16 protein-coding genes are annotated in these 15354 nt (G+C 70.1%); 7 read left to right on the plus strand and 9 right to left on the minus strand.

Features of this window, described 5'->3' with window-relative positions:
- Nucleotides 1-147 precede the first annotated feature (147 nt).
- Entirely contained in the window at nucleotides 148-2046 is a 1899-nt protein-coding gene (gene mutL, locus OMP39_RS05970) for a DNA mismatch repair endonuclease MutL (protein ID WP_264893934.1), read from the minus strand.
- Between the two features lie 89 nt (nucleotides 2047-2135).
- Here mutL and OMP39_RS05975 point away from each other — a divergent pair, with 89 nt between their 5' ends.
- On the plus strand, nucleotides 2136-2798 hold the full coding sequence (locus OMP39_RS05975) for a DedA family protein (RefSeq protein WP_264893935.1): 663 nt from the start codon (nucleotides 2136-2138) through the stop codon (nucleotides 2796-2798).
- Between the two features lie 107 nt (nucleotides 2799-2905).
- Here OMP39_RS05975 and OMP39_RS05980 read toward each other — a convergent pair whose 3' ends face one another.
- Both OMP39_RS05980 and tsaE read right to left on the minus strand, forming a co-directional pair.
- A complete protein-coding gene (locus tag OMP39_RS05980; protein ID WP_264893937.1) occupies nucleotides 2906-4237 on the minus strand; it encodes an N-acetylmuramoyl-L-alanine amidase in 1332 nt (443 codons plus the stop codon).
- On the minus strand, nucleotides 4234-4725 hold the full coding sequence (gene tsaE, locus OMP39_RS05985) for a tRNA (adenosine(37)-N6)-threonylcarbamoyltransferase complex ATPase subunit type 1 TsaE (RefSeq protein ID WP_264893939.1): 492 nt from the start codon (nucleotides 4723-4725) through the stop codon (nucleotides 4234-4236). Before tsaE ends, OMP39_RS05980 begins: the two co-directional genes overlap by 4 nt.
- Here tsaE and queG point away from each other — a divergent pair.
- The gene (gene queG, locus OMP39_RS05990; RefSeq protein ID WP_264893940.1) at nucleotides 4717-5820 is read left to right on the plus strand and encodes a tRNA epoxyqueuosine(34) reductase QueG; all 1104 of its coding nucleotides are present in this window, start codon (nucleotides 4717-4719) and stop codon (nucleotides 5818-5820) included. The two genes, tsaE and queG, sit on opposite strands and share 9 nt — an antisense overlap.
- A gap of 76 nt (nucleotides 5821-5896) precedes the next feature.
- Here queG and OMP39_RS05995 read toward each other — a convergent pair whose 3' ends face one another.
- A complete protein-coding gene (locus tag OMP39_RS05995) occupies nucleotides 5897-6799 on the minus strand; it encodes an AEC family transporter (RefSeq protein WP_264893941.1) in 903 nt (300 codons plus the stop codon).
- A gap of 198 nt (nucleotides 6800-6997) precedes the next feature.
- Here OMP39_RS05995 and OMP39_RS06000 point away from each other — a divergent pair, with 198 nt between their 5' ends.
- The 3 genes from OMP39_RS06000 (at nucleotide 6998) to OMP39_RS06010 (ending at nucleotide 9547) form a co-directional block, all read left to right on the plus strand.
- On the plus strand, nucleotides 6998-7969 hold the full coding sequence (locus OMP39_RS06000; protein ID WP_264893942.1) for a tripartite tricarboxylate transporter substrate binding protein BugE: 972 nt from the start codon (nucleotides 6998-7000) through the stop codon (nucleotides 7967-7969).
- A 68-nt stretch (nucleotides 7970-8037) separates the two neighbouring features.
- Nucleotides 8038-8931: a site-specific tyrosine recombinase XerD gene (gene xerD / locus OMP39_RS06005; protein ID WP_264893943.1), complete on the plus strand. Its 894-nt coding sequence runs from the start codon at nucleotides 8038-8040 to the stop codon at nucleotides 8929-8931.
- A 22-nt stretch (nucleotides 8932-8953) separates the two neighbouring features.
- On the plus strand, nucleotides 8954-9547 hold the full coding sequence (locus tag OMP39_RS06010; protein ID WP_264893944.1) for a MarC family protein: 594 nt from the start codon (nucleotides 8954-8956) through the stop codon (nucleotides 9545-9547).
- A gap of 77 nt (nucleotides 9548-9624) precedes the next feature.
- Here OMP39_RS06010 and OMP39_RS06015 read toward each other — a convergent pair whose 3' ends face one another.
- The gene (locus tag OMP39_RS06015; RefSeq protein ID WP_264894452.1) at nucleotides 9625-10422 is read right to left on the minus strand and encodes a ferritin-like domain-containing protein; all 798 of its coding nucleotides are present in this window, start codon (nucleotides 10420-10422) and stop codon (nucleotides 9625-9627) included.
- 123 nt (nucleotides 10423-10545) lie between these two features.
- Here OMP39_RS06015 and OMP39_RS06020 point away from each other — a divergent pair, with 123 nt between their 5' ends.
- Entirely contained in the window at nucleotides 10546-11070 is a 525-nt protein-coding gene (locus tag OMP39_RS06020; protein ID WP_264893946.1) for a gamma carbonic anhydrase family protein, read from the plus strand.
- Nucleotides 11071-11172: 102 nt separating this feature from the next.
- The gene (gene hslO, locus OMP39_RS06025; RefSeq protein WP_264893948.1) at nucleotides 11173-12207 is read left to right on the plus strand and encodes an Hsp33 family molecular chaperone HslO; all 1035 of its coding nucleotides are present in this window, start codon (nucleotides 11173-11175) and stop codon (nucleotides 12205-12207) included.
- A 25-nt stretch (nucleotides 12208-12232) separates the two neighbouring features.
- Here hslO and OMP39_RS06030 read toward each other — a convergent pair whose 3' ends face one another.
- The 4 genes from OMP39_RS06030 to eno form a co-directional block, all read right to left on the minus strand.
- The gene (locus OMP39_RS06030) at nucleotides 12233-12964 is read right to left on the minus strand and encodes an AAA family ATPase (protein ID WP_264893950.1); all 732 of its coding nucleotides are present in this window, start codon (nucleotides 12962-12964) and stop codon (nucleotides 12233-12235) included.
- Nucleotides 12961-13617, minus strand: a complete 657-nt coding sequence (gene pnuC / locus OMP39_RS06035; protein WP_264893952.1) for a nicotinamide riboside transporter PnuC — start codon at nucleotides 13615-13617, stop codon at nucleotides 12961-12963. Before pnuC ends, OMP39_RS06030 begins: the two co-directional genes overlap by 4 nt.
- 79 nt (nucleotides 13618-13696) lie before the next feature.
- Nucleotides 13697-13981: a cell division protein FtsB gene (gene ftsB / locus OMP39_RS06040; RefSeq protein ID WP_264893954.1), complete on the minus strand. Its 285-nt coding sequence runs from the start codon at nucleotides 13979-13981 to the stop codon at nucleotides 13697-13699.
- A 13-nt stretch (nucleotides 13982-13994) separates the two neighbouring features.
- The gene (gene eno, locus OMP39_RS06045) at nucleotides 13995-15278 is read right to left on the minus strand and encodes a phosphopyruvate hydratase (protein ID WP_264893956.1); all 1284 of its coding nucleotides are present in this window, start codon (nucleotides 15276-15278) and stop codon (nucleotides 13995-13997) included.
- Nucleotides 15279-15354: the final 76 nt, after the last annotated feature.

The raw sequence follows: 15354 nt of genomic DNA on the forward strand, positions 1-15354 counted from the left end.
ATCGGGGAGGAGGTCGAATTCGTCATCTCCGCCCACAGGGATCGGCCTGGGGGCGGAAAGTTCACCGCCAGGCGGCATGAAGCAGGAAGCGGCGGTCGGAAATCACAGCGGCCCGGCTCCGGGCAGTGGCCGCTGCGCGGCCGGGTCTCAGCGCCCGCGCAGGAAGAGGCCGTCCAGCTCCTTCAGCGTGAGCTGCCGCCATGTCGGGCGCCCGTGGTTGCACTGGTCGGCGCGCTCGGTGCGCTCCATCTCGCGCAGCAGGGCGTTCATCTCCTCGAGGGTCAGACGCCGGTGGGCCCGCACCGCGCCGTGACAGGCCATGGTCGCGAGCAACTCGTGCTGCGCGCGCTCGATGACGTGGCTGGCGTCGTAGTGCGCGAGTTCGGCGAGCACGCTGCGGGCGAGTTCCACCACATCGGCTTGCGCCAGGGCCGCCGGCCGGGAGCGCACTGCGAGCGTCCCGGGCCCGAGCGGCGAGACGTCGAGTCCGAGCGTCAGCAGCGCCTCGCGGGCGCTCTCGGCGGTTGCGATCTCCGCCGGTGTGGCCGCGAAGGTGGCCGGAATCAAGAGCGGCTGGGCCTCGATGCGCTGTTCTGCCAGAAGGCGCTTGAGCCGCTCGTACACGATGCGCTCGTGGGCGGCGTGCATGTCCACGATCACCAATCCGTGCGCGTTCTCGGCCAGGATGTACACACCGCCCAACTGAGCGATCGCGCGCCCCAGCGGCCAGTCGGGCCGGGGCTCGTCGGCGGCAGCGCAGGGCGTGTCCGCTTGTGCCGCAGGCACCTCCAACCTGCGCGGCCAGGCGGCGCCGGGCTCGGCCGCGTGCAGCGCCAGCGCCTCCTGCCACGCGAGGCGCCCTTGCAGCTGCGCGCCGAAGGCGGCGACGGGCTCTCGCACGACGGGGGGGGCCGAGAACGATCGGCCGCCGCCCGAGACCCATGCCGTCTCCGTCCCCGTCTGCGTCGCGGTTGCAGGCTGCGCACCCGTGGAGGCCGTCGGCTGCGCGACGGGCCCCGCGGGGGCAGCGGCGGCCTGGGTGTGAGGCTGTGCGAGCGCCGCCTCCACCGCATGGCGGACGGCCTGATGCACCTCCCGCGCGTCGCGGAAGCGCACCTCGATCTTCGTGGGGTGCACGTTCACGTCCACGCGATCGGGGGCGATGTCCAGCCGCAGCAGGTACACCGGCTGACGCGCTCCGTGCAACACGTCCTCGTAGGCGGCCCGCACGCCGTGCGCCAGCAGCTTGTCGCGCACGTAGCGGCCGTTGACGTAGAAGTACTGCTGGTCCGCACGCGAGCGGGCGGCCTCGGGCACGCCGGCATAGCCCGAGAGGGCGAGCGGGCCCACTCGGGCCTGCACTTCGCGTGCTCCTTCCATGAAGTCGGCGCCCAGCACATCGCGCACACGCTGCTCGAAGCTCGCGCGCCGCCACTGCTCCACCAAGCGGCCCTCATGCCAGACGGCGAAGGCCACGTCGGGGCGGGCCAGCGCGTGGCGGCGCACGGCCTCGATGCAGTGAGCGAGTTCGGTCGCGTCGGTCTTGAGGAACTTGCGCCGCGCCGGCGTGCTGAAGAACAGCTCCCGGACTTCCACGCTGGTGCCCACCCCGCGCGCCGCCGGGGCGAGCTCGCCGCTGCGTGCATCCAGCCGCCACGCATGATCGGCGCCCGCCGTGCGGCTCAGCACGGCCACCTCGGCGACGGACGCGATGGCGGCCAGCGCCTCGCCGCGGAATCCCATCGTGCTCACCGCCTCGAGCTCGGCCAGCGAGGCGATCTTGCTGGTCGCGTGCCGCTTGAGCGCCATGGGCAGCTCGTCAGCCGGGATGCCGATGCCGTCGTCCTCGACCAAGATCGCGCGCACGCCCCCGGCAACGAGCCTGACCGTGATCTCCGTCGCACCCGCATCCAGCGCGTTGTCCACCAGTTCGCGCACCACGGAGGCCGGCCGCTCGACCACCTCGCCGGCGGCGATTTGGCTGATCAGCTCGTCCGGCAGCTCTCGGATCGGGCGACGCGGGCTCGGCTGGGGCAGGGCACTCATCGCCGCGATTCTATTGATTTGCCGGTCCAGGGACGGCCACTCCCGGGGGCATTGGGCGTCGGGGAGGGTGCGCACCCGATAATCGGCCGATGGACATTGTCGCGTTCCTGATCGATTTCATCCTGCACGTCGACGCGCACCTCGCCGAATTCGTCGCCCACTACGGCGCCTGGGTGTATGCGCTGCTGTTTCTCATCGTCTTCGTCGAGACGGGGCTGGTCGTCATGCCCTTTCTGCCGGGCGACTCGCTGCTGTTCGTCGTCGGAGCGCTGTGCGGGGCCGGCGTGATGAACCTGCCGCTGGCGATGATCCTGCTGCTCGTGGCGGCCATCGCCGGCGACCAGATCAACTACACCATCGGGCGCTACGTCGGGCCCAAGGTGTTCCGGTGGGAGCAGTCGCGCTTCTTCAACCGCGCTGCGTTCGACCAGGCTCATGCCTTCTACGAACGCTATGGGGGCATCACGATCGTGCTCGCGCGCTTCATGCCCTTCATCCGCACCTTCGCGCCGTTCGTGGCCGGCGTGGCGGAGATGAGCCGCGGCAAGTTCACGTTCTACAACGTGCTCGGTGCCGTGCTGTGGGTGTGCGGTCTCACGACGGCAGGGTACCTGTTCGGCAACCTGCCCATCGTGCAGGAGAACCTGAGCCTCATCATCTGGGCGCTGTTCATCGTGCCCGGCCTGGTGGCGATCTTCGGCGCCTGGCGGGGCCGCCGCGCCGCGGCGCTGGCCGAGCGCAGCAGCGGGTGAAGGGGCGGGCGCGACGCACCTGACGAGGCGGGTTCGCGCCGGCGGGGGCTTGTCGCGCCGGTCGCGATGCGCGAGGCCCGCGCCTCACCGCTCACGACGGCGGATTGTCACAGTTGACGATTGCGTGCCAGCGGCGGATTCTTGGCGAAGTAGCGCCGGATGCCGCTCATCATCGCGTCCACCAACTCGTCCTGGTAGCGCGGGTCCCGCAGCTTCGCTTCTTCCTCCGGGTTGGAGATGAAGGCCGTCTCGACGAGGATCGACGGGATGTCGGGCGCCTTCAGCACGGCAAAGCCCGCTTGCTCGACCCGGCGCTTGTGCAAGCGGCCCACCCGGCTGATCTGTCCCAGCACTTCGCTGCCGAGCTTGAGGCTGTCGTTGATCTGCGCGGTGGTGGACATGTCGAGCAACGCGCGCATCACGTGCGCGTCGTTGTGGCGGAGGTTGGCTCCTCCCACCAGGTCGGCGGCGTTCTCCTTGTTGGCGAGCCAGCGCGCTGCGGTGCTGGTGGCGCCCCGGTCGGACAGCGCGAAGACCGAGGCACCGCGCGCATGCGGGGTGATGAAGGCGTCGGCGTGGATCGAGATGAACAGGTCCGCCTGCACCCGGCGGGCCTTCTCGACGCGCTGGTGCAGGGGCACGAAGAAGTCCGCGTCGCGCGTCATCATCGCCCGCATGTTGGGCTGCGCATTGATGTGGTCGCGCAGCTTGCGGGCGATCTGGAGCACCACGTCCTTTTCCTTCAGCCCGCTCGGGCCGATGGCGCCCGGGTCTTCGCCGCCGTGGCCCGGGTCGAGTGCCACGATGACGAGGCGGTCGATCTTGCTCTTCGTCTTGGCGTCCACCGGCTCGCGGGGGGTGAGGGGAGCGGGGGCCGGGGCCGGGGTGGGCGCCGTCGCGACCGAGGGCGAGCGGTTCATGCGGTCGATGAACTCGCCCAGGGCGTCGTTGATGGCCGACTGCGCCTGCCGCTCGGCCTGCTCCTTCTCGCGGATGAGCGCGAGCAGCGGATCGGGTGCGACCGTGGGAAAGAGGTCGAACACCAGCCGGTGGTTGTAGGCGGCCACCGGCGGCAAAGTGAACACCTGCGGGTCCACGAGCTGCTTGAGGTCGATGACCAGGCGCACCACGCGCGGCTGGTTCTGCCCGATGCGGATGCCGGCGATGTAGGGGTCGTCGGGCAGCACCTTGCCGACCAGCTCCCGCAGCTGCGGGCTGAGCTCGAGCCCCTCGATGTCGATCACCACCCGCGGCGGGTCCTCCATCAGGAAGTGACGGGCCTGCAACTGCACATCGCTTTCGAGCGTGACGCGGGTGTAGTCGGTGGCCGGCCAGACCCGCACGGCGACGATGTTCGCGCCCCACACGAGGCCGGGCGCAGACAGCAGCAGCGCGAGGCTGCCGGTGGAGCGTAACAATCGGCGTCGGCTTTCGATCATGCGTCGTGGCAGGCGGCCAGCAAGGAGCGGCCGCGGTCGGTATGGGCGGTGGCCGTGACCTCGCGTTGATCGTCGGCCCCGATGCTCAGTTCCAGTCGCAAGTCCGGTGCCGGCAGCATGCCTTGTGCCTTCTCGGCCCACTCGACCAGCTTGAGGCCGGGCGCGGCGAACACGTCGCGCAAGCCCGCGTCTTCCCACTCGCGAGGATCGTCGAAGCGATAGAAGTCGAAATGGCTGATCGAGAACCCGCCGGGCAGGGTGTAAGGTTCCATCACCGCGTAGGTGGGGCTCTTGATCCTGCCGGTCACGCCGAGCGCGCGCAGCAGGTGGCGCACGAAGGTCGTCTTGCCCGCACCGAGCGGGCCGTGCAGTTCCACGCAGGCGTCCCGCAGCTCGGGCCGCGCCGCCAGCCGGCGCGCACACGCCTCGCACGCCGCCTCATCGCGCCAGCGCAGGTGTCGGGTTTCTAGAATCGCGGAATGCAGCATCGATCCCCTGTCGTCGCCCAACCGCACGTCGACCCCGCCGACGTGGTTGCGCAGCTGCGCACGTGGGCGCACGAGCTGGGATTTTCACAGATCGGGGTGAGCGGCGTCGACCTGCGGGACGCCGAGCCCGGGCTGCTCGCGTGGCTTGCACGAGGGTTTCACGGTTCGATGCACTACATGGCGTCGCACGGGCTCAAGCGCGCGCGCCCGGCCGAGCTGGTGCCGGGCACCGTCAGCGTCGTGACCGCGCGCATGGACTACCTGCCTCGTGGCACGCCCGACGGCTGGCAGCGCATCGAGTTCGACCGGCTCGCGCGTGGGGCCGAGGCGACGGTCTCGATCTATGCCCGGGGGCGCGACTATCACAAGGTGCTGCGCCAGCGGTTGCAGAAGCTGGCCGACCGCCTCGCCGCGCACATCGGGCCCTTCGGCCACCGCGTGTTCACCGACTCGGCGCCGGTGCTGGAGGTCGAGCTGGCGACGCGCAGCGGGTTGGGCTGGCGCGGCAAGCACACCCTGGCGCTCGACCGCCAGGGGGGCTCGATGTTCTTCCTGGGCGAGATCTTCGTCGATCTCGCATTGCCCGTCACGCCGCCCGTCTCGGCCCATTGCGGCCGGTGCACTGCGTGCCTGGAGGCTTGCCCCACGCGCGCCATCGTCGAGCCGTACCGCGTCGACGCGCGGCGCTGCATCTCCTACCTCACGATCGAGCACGACGGCCCGATCCCGGTGGACCTGCGCCCCGCGATGGGAAACCGCGTCTACGGCTGTGACGACTGCCAGCTCGTCTGCCCCTGGAACAAGTACGCCACCCCCAGCCGCCTGCCGGACTTCGACCCCCGCGAGCCTTGGAGGACGCCGACACTGCTCGGTCTGTGGTCGTGGACGCAGGAGGAATTCCTGCGCCACACCGAGGGCAGCCCGATCCGGCGCATCGGCTATGAGCGCTGGCGGCGCAACCTCGCCGTGGCACTGGGCAACGCTTGGCGTGCGACGCGCGACGAGAGCGTGCGCCGCGCCCTCGTGGCCGCCCGCGAGGCGGCCTCGCCGCTCGTGCGCGAGCACATCGACTGGGCGCTGGAGGTGGGGCGCTGAGGGGCACGCAGGCGCCGGGCGCGCAACGCTTGGCAAGCCGTCGTGTCGCTTGCCGGGAGCATTGCGCTTGGCCCGCTCACGCGAGGTGCCGCCAGGCTGCGAGCCAAAGGGGGATCGAGGCCATGCCGAGCAGCGTCGAGACGGTGACGAGGCCCGCCACGTAGGGCCCGTTGCCACCCATGCGCAGCGCCAGCACGTAGGCGCTGGAGGCTGTGGGCATCGCGGCGAAGGCCACGACGACCGGTTGTTGGGCCGCGGGCACCCGCAGCAGAGCGATCAAGCCGAACGCCACCAGCGGCAACACGACATGCCGGATGCCCAGGAGCGCGGCGGCCAACCGCGGCGCAGCCCACAGCCCGCCCAGCTGCAGCCCGGCCCCGACCGTCATCAGGCCCAAGGCGAGCGCGGCCTGGCCCATGCGCTGCAGGGCGGGGGCGACAGGCTCGGGCACGCGCAGGCCGAGCAGGTTGGCGGTCAGGCCGGCCAGCGTGCTGAGGATCAGTGGGTTGCGCAGCACCTCCTGCCAGAAGCGGTGCCCGCCCTGCCGGGCCAGCGGATACACCGCGCCGAAGTTGCACAGGGGCACACACACCGCGACGAGCATCGCCGTCCACGCGACGCCTGCCGGGCCGGCCAGCTTGTCGGCCAGCGCCAGCGCGACATAGGAATTGAACCGGAATGCCACTTGCGCACCGGAGGCATGCGCGACGGGGTCGACGCCGGGCACCGCCTTCAACGCATAGCTCATCGCGATGCCGGTGCCCACGACCCCCAGCCCCGCCACGACGAGCGGCAGGGTTTCGCCGAAGGCGAGCGGGCTGCGCACGATGGAGTGGAACAGCAGCACCGGGAACAGCAGGTAATACACCAGCCGTTCGACGCCGTCCCACACGCTGCGGCCCAGCGGGGTATGGCGGCACACGAGGAAGCCCGAGACGATGAGGAGGAAGTCCGGAAGCAGGAGCAGGGCGTCTGACATCGGCGCAAGCCTACCAGCGCGCTCGCCATTGCCAACGCCGCCACCCCGGGGTCACCCGATGCGTAGTTCCCACAATCCAGCCGGTGCGCCGGGTGGCTCAGCATTGCGCCAGCGGACCGATGGCCGCGCGGCCAGGGTCACCCTCTGGTACGCTTCGCCCCGGTCCGATACTCCCATCGAACAAGGAGACGCATCACAATGCAGCGCAGACTGATCTTGGCCGTCATGGCCCTGCCGTTGGCCCTGGCCGCCGGCTCCGTATGGTCGCAGGCCTATCCGGCCAAGCCGGTGCGCCTGATCGTGCCCTTCGCGCCAGGCGGTACCACCGACATCATCGCCCGTGTCGTGGCTGACAAGATCCAGCCCGCCCTGGGGCAGCAGATGATCGTGGACAACCGGGGCGGCGGCGGTGGCATCATCGGCGCGGCCGAGATCGCCAAGGCGCAGCCGGACGGCTACACGCTGGGCATGGCCACCGTCTCCACGACGGCCTCCAATCCGGCCATCAACCCCAAGACGCCCTACAACCCGCTCACCGACTTCACCTCCATCATCAACATCGCGGCCACGCCGAACGTGATCGCGGTGCACCCGAGCTTCCCCGCCAAGGACTACAAGGGCTTCCTCGCCGAACTCAAGAGGAACCCGGGCAAGTACTCCTACGCGAGCTCGGGCACCGGCGGCATCGGCCATCTGCAGATGGAGCTGTTCAAGTCGCTGTCGGGCACCTTCGTCACGCACATCCCGTACCGCGGCGCAGGCCCGGCGCTCAACGACACCGTCGCGGGCCAGGTGCCGATCATCTTCGACAACCTGCCCTCGGCGCTGCCCTTCATCAAGGACGGCCGGCTGATCCCCATCGTGGTCGCGGCGCCGGAGCGCCTCGCGGTTCTGCCCAACGTGCCGACCTTCAAGGAAGTGGGCCTCGAGCCGGTGAACCGGATGGCCTACTACGGCATCCATGGGCCCAAGGGGCTGCCCAAGGAGGTGGTGGACAAGGTCCACGCGGCGGTCAAGAAGACGCTGGAGGTCCCCGAGGTGCGCAAGCGCATCGAGGACACCGGCTCCATCATCGTGGGCAACACCCCGGACCAGTTCGCCGCGCAGACGCGGGCCGAGTTCGAGGTGTACAAGAAGGTCGTCGAGCGCCAGAAGCTCAAGCTCGACTGAACGTCGCCTCTGCCCATCGACAGGCCACGCGTCCGGGTTCGGGCGGGTGGCCTTTTTTGCCTAGGCCCGTGCACCCCGACAGCCTCGCCCAGATCGACCGCTTCATCGACGCCCTGTGGATCGAGGAAGGGCTCTCGGCCAACACGCTGGCGGCGTACCGGCGCGACTTGAGGCTCTATGCCGGCTGGCTGCACGGCGCGACGGCCAAGTCCATCGAGCAGACCACGGAGGTGGACCTGCGCGCCTACGCGGTGCACCGGGCGGCGGACAAGGCCACATCGGCCAACCGGCGCCTCGCGGTGTTCCGGCGCTTCTTCCGCTGGGCCCTGCGCGAACGACTCGTGCAGGCGGACCCGACCCTCAAGCTGGCCACCGCGCGCCGGCCCTTGCGTGTGCCCAAGACGCTCTCGGAGTCGCAGGTCGAGGCCTTGCTGGATGCGCCCGACGCGAGTGCACCTCTGGGGCTGCGCGACCGCACCATGCTGGAGCTGATGTACGCGAGCGGCTTGCGCGTGAGCGAACTCGTCACGCTCAAGACGGTGCACGTGGGGCTGGACGAGGGCGCGCTGCGCGTGATGGGCAAGGGCAGCAAGGAGCGCCTCGTGCCCTTCGGCGAGGAGGCCCATCAGTGGGTGCGCCGCTACCTGGCCGAAGGGCGTCCGGCCATCCTGGCCGGCCGGGCCAGCGACGCCTTGTTCGTCACGCGGCTGGGCGAACCGATGACGCGGCAGATGTTCTGGAAGCTGGTGAAGAAGTACGCGCTGCAGGCCGGCATCCTCGCGCCCATCTCGCCGCACGTGCTGCGCCACGCGTTCGCGACGCACCTGCTCAACCACGGCGCAGACCTGCGGGCCGTACAGATGCTGCTGGGGCATGCGGACATCTCGACCACGCAGATCTACACGCACGTGGCGCGCGAGCGGCTCAAGGCGCTGCACGCCAGGCACCATCCGCGCGGGTGAGAAGGCGCGACAATCGCGCCCCATGGATCACACCTTCCTTTCTGCCTTCATCTTGCTGCTGCTGGTGCTGGACCCGTTCGGCAGCCTGCCCATCTTCATCTCGGTCATGCGCGGCGTGGCGCCCGAGCGCCGGCGCTGGGTGGCGCTGCGGGAGGTCGTGCTCGCCTTCGTCGCGCTGCTGGTGTTCATGCTGGCCGGGGATGCCTTCCTGCGCGTGATGCACCTGAGCGAGCGTTCGCTCGAAGTGGCCGGAGGCGTGATCCTGCTGATGATCTCGATCCGCATGATCTTTTCCTCCGGCGAGTCCATCTACGCGGCCGAGGGCGGCCGCGAGCCGTTCATCTTTCCGTTGGCGATCCCGCTGATGGCGGGGCCCTCGGCCATGGCGACCGTGCTGCTCCTGGCGGCACGGCAGCCGGAGCGGCTGGTGGAGTGGGTCGGGGCCCTGACGGCGGCGATGGCGGTGTGCGGCCTCGTGCTGCTTGCGGCGGACCGCATCCGACGGCTCCTCGGCGATTCGGTCGTCAACGCCCTCGAGAAGCTGATGGGCCTGGTGCTCACCGCGATCTCGGTCGAGATGATCCTTGCGGGCCTCAAGCGCTACTTCCTGGGCTGAGAAAGGGCGACACGGCGCGGCCGGTCCTCCCCCGGGGCGGCCAGGCGACGGTCGTTGCGCCCGTCTTCGCGCCGGGCTCAGACGTCGCCCAGCAGGTACGCCAACTCTTCGTCGCTGAACCCGGCGCGGCGTCGCGCCTCCTCGTTGAAGGGCGGCTTGAGCCGGGGGGCCTGGTAGCGCCGCACCAGCTCCCCATAGTGCGCGACCGGGTCGAGGCCCTCGCGCTCGCAAAGCCAGCGGTACCAGCGGTTGCCGATGGCCACGTGGCCCACTTCGTCGCGCAAGATGACGTCCAGGATCTCCACAGCACGCAGGTCCTCGGCGCGGCGCAGCTTGTCCTGGATCAGGGGCGTGGCATCGAGGCCGCGGGCTTCGAGCGTGCGCGGCACGAGCGCCATGCGGGCCACCGGGTCCTCGCGTGTCTTCCAGGCCATGGCCCACAGGCCGTCGTGGGCGTCGAACTCGCCGTAGTCGTGGCCCAGCGAGCGCAGGTGCTCGCGCAGCAACGTGAAGTGCAGTGCCTCCTCCGCCGCCACCTGCAGCCAGTCCAGGTAGTAGGCGGCGGGCATCGCCTCGAAACGCCAGACGGCATCGAGCGCCAGGTTGATCGCATTGAACTCGATGTGCGCGATCGCATGCAGCAGGGCCGCGCGGCCGTGCGGGGTGTGGGGCGAGCGCCGCGGCACCTCGTCGGGGGGCACGAGCCGCGGCCGCTGCGGGCGGCCCGGCACGCCGTGCGGCTCGCTCAAGCGGGCCTGCGGTGCAAGCGTCAGCGAGCCGGTCCGTGCCTCGCCGAACAAGGCGCGTGCGGCGGCGGCCTTCTCGGCGGGGTCGCACAGCGTGAGCACGTCGAGGGCGCGGCAGCGGGCATCCAACGTCGGCATGGCGGAGGGCGGTCCTTCAGGTGTCCTTCCGGTGAAGGGCGGCGCAAGGCAAGCGTCGAACCTAGAATTGTCCCATCCCACCCGCGCGCGGTGGTGCACCCGTTGGGAGCCCTCATGGCCATCTACCAGCTCGACGACCTCGTCCCGCAGATCCACGAAACCGCCTGGGTGGCCGACAGTGCCGAAGTCATCGGCCGGGTCGAAGTGGCGAGGGACGCCAGCATCTGGTTCGGCACCGTGGTGCGCGGCGACACCGATCTGATCCGCATCGGGCGCGGCTCGAACATCCAAGACAATTCGGTGCTGCATGCCGATGCCGGGCAGCCGCTGTCGATCGGCGAGGAGGTCACGGTGGGCCACCAGGTCATGCTGCACGGCTGCACGATCGGCGACGGCGCGCTCATCGGCATCCAGGCGGTGGTGCTCAACGGCGCCCGCATCGGCCGCGGTTGCGTCGTCGGCGCGGGCTCGGTGGTCACCGAGGGCAAGGAGTTCCCGGACGGCTGGTTGATCCTCGGCGCGCCCGCCAAGGCGGTGCGGCAACTCACGCCCGAGCAGATCGCGCTCTTTCAGGCTGGGGCTCGGCACTACGTGCACAACGCCCGGCGCTTTCGCCAGGGGCTGAAGAAACTGGGGTGATTCGCGCCGGGGCAAAATACCGGCCTTCCCGCACCGAATCCAGGCGCCGCCCCCTTCGGGGACGCGGCGCTTGCTGTCTTGACACTCAGCGAGGTCCTGCTCTTGAACGCTCCCGCCCCCTTGCCCAGCGAACTGCACAAGTTCCTGTTCGACGGGCTGCCCGTGCGCGGCATCATCGTGCGCCTGACCGACGCCTGGCAGGAGATCCTGCGCCGGCGCGAGCAGGTGGGCGGCTATCCCGAGCCGGTGCGGCGGCTCCTGGGCGAGATGGCGGCGGCCAGCGTCCTGATGCAATCCAACATCAAGTTCAACGGCGCGCTGGTGCTGCAGATCCTCGGCGACGGGCCGGTCAGGGTCGCCGTCGCAGAGGCCCAGCCGGACCTCACCTTGCGGGCGACCGCGAAGGTGATCGGCGAGGTTGCGGCCGACGCTCGGCTGGAGGCCCTGGTCAACGTGGGCGGGCACGGCCGCTGCGCAATCACGCTGGACCCGCGCGACCGATTGCCGGGCCAGCAGGCCTACCAGGGCATCGTGCCCTTGCATGGCGACCGCCGCGAGCCCCTGCAGCGCCTGAGCGAGGTGCTGGAGCACTACATGCTGCAGTCCGAGCAGCTCGACACGAAGCTCGTGCTCGCGGCCAACGACGAGGTGGCGGCCGGCTTGCTGATCCAGCGACTGCCCATCGAGGGCGCCGGCAACCTCGCCGGCCGGGCGGCGGCCGCCCAAGGGGGTGGCGAGCCTTCCGGCCGCGCCTCGGCCAACGAGGACGAGATCGGCCTGAACGAAGGCTACAACCGCATCGCCCACCTGACGGCCACGCTCACGGCAGACGAACTGCTGCACCTGCCGATCGATCAGATCCTGCACCGCCTGTACTGGGAGGAAAAGCTGGTGCGCTTCGAGCCCTTGCGGGGCGACGAAGGCCCGCGGTTCGCCTGCACCTGCTCGCGCGAGCGGGTTGCGCGCATGCTCGTCGGCCTGGGCCGCGAGGAGGTGGGCAGCATCCTGCAGGAACAGGGGCGCGTCGAGATCGGCTGCGATTTCTGCGGGCAGCACTACCACTTCGACCCGGTGGACGTCGGCAGCCTGTTCACACCGGGACGCGACCTGCCGCCCGGCTCGTCGTCCGTGCAGTAGCGGTCGTCGCCGGCGGGCGCCGCTGTCAGCGCCGGGCGGCGAGCCCGCGGAACAGGCGGTGCTCGCACTCGGGCACGAGGCACTCGCGGCACCAGGCCTGCCAGCGTGCGTCGTCGCGGCCCCCACGGGGATCGGCCTCTTCGGGGCCCGGTGCCGGTGCCGAGGCCGCCGGGAAGGGCCGCCCCGCCAGGCCCGGCAAGTGGGCCTGCACCGCGCGCCAGGCGTTGTCGGCCCGCGTGGGGCCGTGGCCATAGATCACGCCGTAAGGGCGGGCCAGCGCAGCAAGCTCGCGGCGCACACGCAGATCCACCGGCTCACGCACATGCGGGCCGTCGCGCTGCAGCCCATCGGCCTGCCAGGGCAGGTCCAGCCCCATCAAGAGCGTGAGGTGCACCTGCGCATGAGCCTGCCGGCAGCTCTCGTGCAGGCCGGTGTCGCCGAAGAGGATCTCGCTGTAGATCGCGGTCATGAGCGCCGTCGTGTCCGCCAGCACGAGGGGCGCTTCGCGTCGCGCCGCGGCGATGCGTTCCGTCTGGATGCGAGCGATCTCGGCCTGCTCGTGGCGATGGGGCGTGCGCCCTTCGCGCTCGCAGAACTCGCGCAGGTACTCCGTCACCACGACTGCCTCCAGCCCGGCTTCGCGCAGCCGGGCCTGCAAGGCCCACGCCGTGGAGGTCTTTCCGGTGCTTTCCGCCCCGAGCAGGGCGACGACCGCACCGGCCGGCGGCGGGGGCAGCGCGGACGAGGCAGGTGTCATCGACGGGCCCCCCGCGCAGGTGAGGCGGCCTCGATCTGACGCGACCAGGCGCGCCAGCCGACGACCGACAGGGCGATGAAGACGAGGTACAGCCCGGCGGTCAGCCACAGATCCTTGTAGACGAAAAGCGCCACGCTCACCCCATTGACCACGATCCACACCGGCCAGTTCTCCACCAGCTTGCGCCCGAGCAGGAACTGCCCTAGCACGCTGGCCGCCGTGGGGAAGGCGTCCCAGTACGGCACATCGGTGTCAGTGTAGTGGTCGAGATACCACCCGACGAGCGGCCAGGTCAGTCCCAAGGCCAGCAGGTTGAGCGCGCGGCCCCGAGCCGACAGCCGATGGACCGCCAGCGCCCGCCCCGAGGTGTCGCGCCCCCGCAGCCATTGCCACCAGCCCCAGCCGGCCACGACGGCGAAGAAGATCTGCAGCACCGCATCGCCATAGAGGCGGTACTGCCAGAAGAGCAGGAAGTACAGCAGGGAACTCGCGATCGCCAGCGGCCAGCCCCAGTGGATCACGCGGATGTTGCACACCACCATGGCCAGGGCCAGCGCCACCGCGACGAGCTCGAGCCACGTGAAGGGCACGGCGCCGACCACGAAGGCCGGCTGCATCCACGGCTGCACCGCAGCGAGCAGGGCATCCATCATCGCGTCGCACAAGAAAAAGCGGAGCCCGGGGCTCCGCGTGTGACGGGCACCGCCTGCCGCGCACCGTGCCCCGGGGGCCTCAACGCGGCGGCGGGGTGATCTGCACGAACACCTCGTCCGGCTTGATCATGCCGAGTTCGTAGCGGGCCTTTTCCTCGACCATCTCGAGGCCTTCCTTGAGGTCGCGCACCTCGGCGGCGAGCTGCGCGTTGCGCTCTCGTGCGGCCTCGTTCTTGACCTGCTGGGCTCCCAGCCGCCGCTGCAGCTCCATCACCCGGTGCACGCCGTTCTTGCCGAACCACAGGTCGGCATGGACGAGCACCAAGAGCGCCACGAGCGCCAGGGTGAGGAGGCGGGAAGACACCGCAGCCGCCGCTTCAGCGCAGGTTGTAGAAGGCCGCGCGGCCGGGGTAGCTCGCCACGTCGCCGAGGTCCTCCTCGATGCGCAGCAGCTGGTTGTACTTGGCGATGCGGTCCGAGCGCGACATCGAACCCGTCTTGATCTGCCCGGCGTTCGTGCCCACCGCGATGTCGGCGATGGTGGAGTCCTCCGTCTCGCCGGAGCGGTGCGAGATGACGGCCGTGTAGCCGGCGCGCTTGGCCATCTCGATCGCCGCGAACGTCTCGGTCAGCGTGCCGATCTGGTTGATCTTGATGAGGATCGAGTTGGCGATGCGTTTCTCGATGCCCTCGCGCAGGATCTTGGTGTTGGTGACGAACAGGTCGTCGCCCACCAGCTGCACCTTCTGGCCCAGCGCCTGCGTCAGGTGTGCCCAGCCGGCCCAATCGCCCTCGGCCATGCCGTCCTCGATGCTGATGATCGGGTACTTGTCGCACCAGGTGGCCAGCACGTTGGTCCATTCCTCGGCCGAGAGCGTCAGGCCCTCGCCCTCGAGGTGGTACTTGCCGTCCTTGAAGAACTCGCTGGAGGCGCAGTCCAGGCCCAGCGCGACCTGCTCGCCGGGGGTGTAGCCGGCCTTCTCGATGGCCTCGAGGATCAACTGGATCGCCGCCTCGTGGCTCGCGACGCTGGGCGCGAAGCCGCCTTCGTCACCCACGGCCGTGCTCATCCCTTTGTCGTGGATGATCCTCTTGAGCGCGTGGAAGACCTCGGCACCGTAGCGCACCGCTTCGCGGAAGCTGGGCGCGCCGATCGGCAGGATCATGAACTCCTGCAGGTCGAGGTTGTTGTTGGCGTGCGCCCCGCCGTTGATGACGTTCATCATCGGCACGGGCATCTGCATGGAGCCCGAGCCGCCGAAGTAGCGGTACAGCGGCAGGCCCGACTCCTCGGCCGCCGCGCGCGCCACGGCCATCGAGACCGCCAGCATGGCGTTGGCGCCCAGGCGCGACTTGTTGTCGGTGCCATCCAGGTCGATCAGCGTGCGGTCCAGGAAGGCCTGCTCCGACGCATCCAGGCCCAGCACCGCCTCGGAGATCTCGGTGTTGATGTGCTCGACGGCCTTGAGCACGCCCTTGCCCAGGTAGCGGCCCTTGTCCCCGTCGCGCAGCTCGATGGCCTCGCGCGAGCCGGTGGATGCGCCGGACGGCACCGCGGCGCGGCCCATCACGCCCGACTCCAGCAGCACGTCGCACTCGACGGTCGGGTTGCCGCGGCTGTCCAGGATCTCGCGGCCGACGATGTCAACGATGGCACTCATGTGGCTTCCTCTTTCTTGGATGTATGGGATGCGGTCACGGCGACGCGCGCATTGGAGCAGATTCCCGGCACGGCCG

Origin of the sequence: Schlegelella aquatica (genome assembly GCF_026013905.1) — a bacterium.
GTDB lineage: Bacteria > Pseudomonadota > Gammaproteobacteria > Burkholderiales > Burkholderiaceae_C > Caldimonas > Caldimonas aquatica.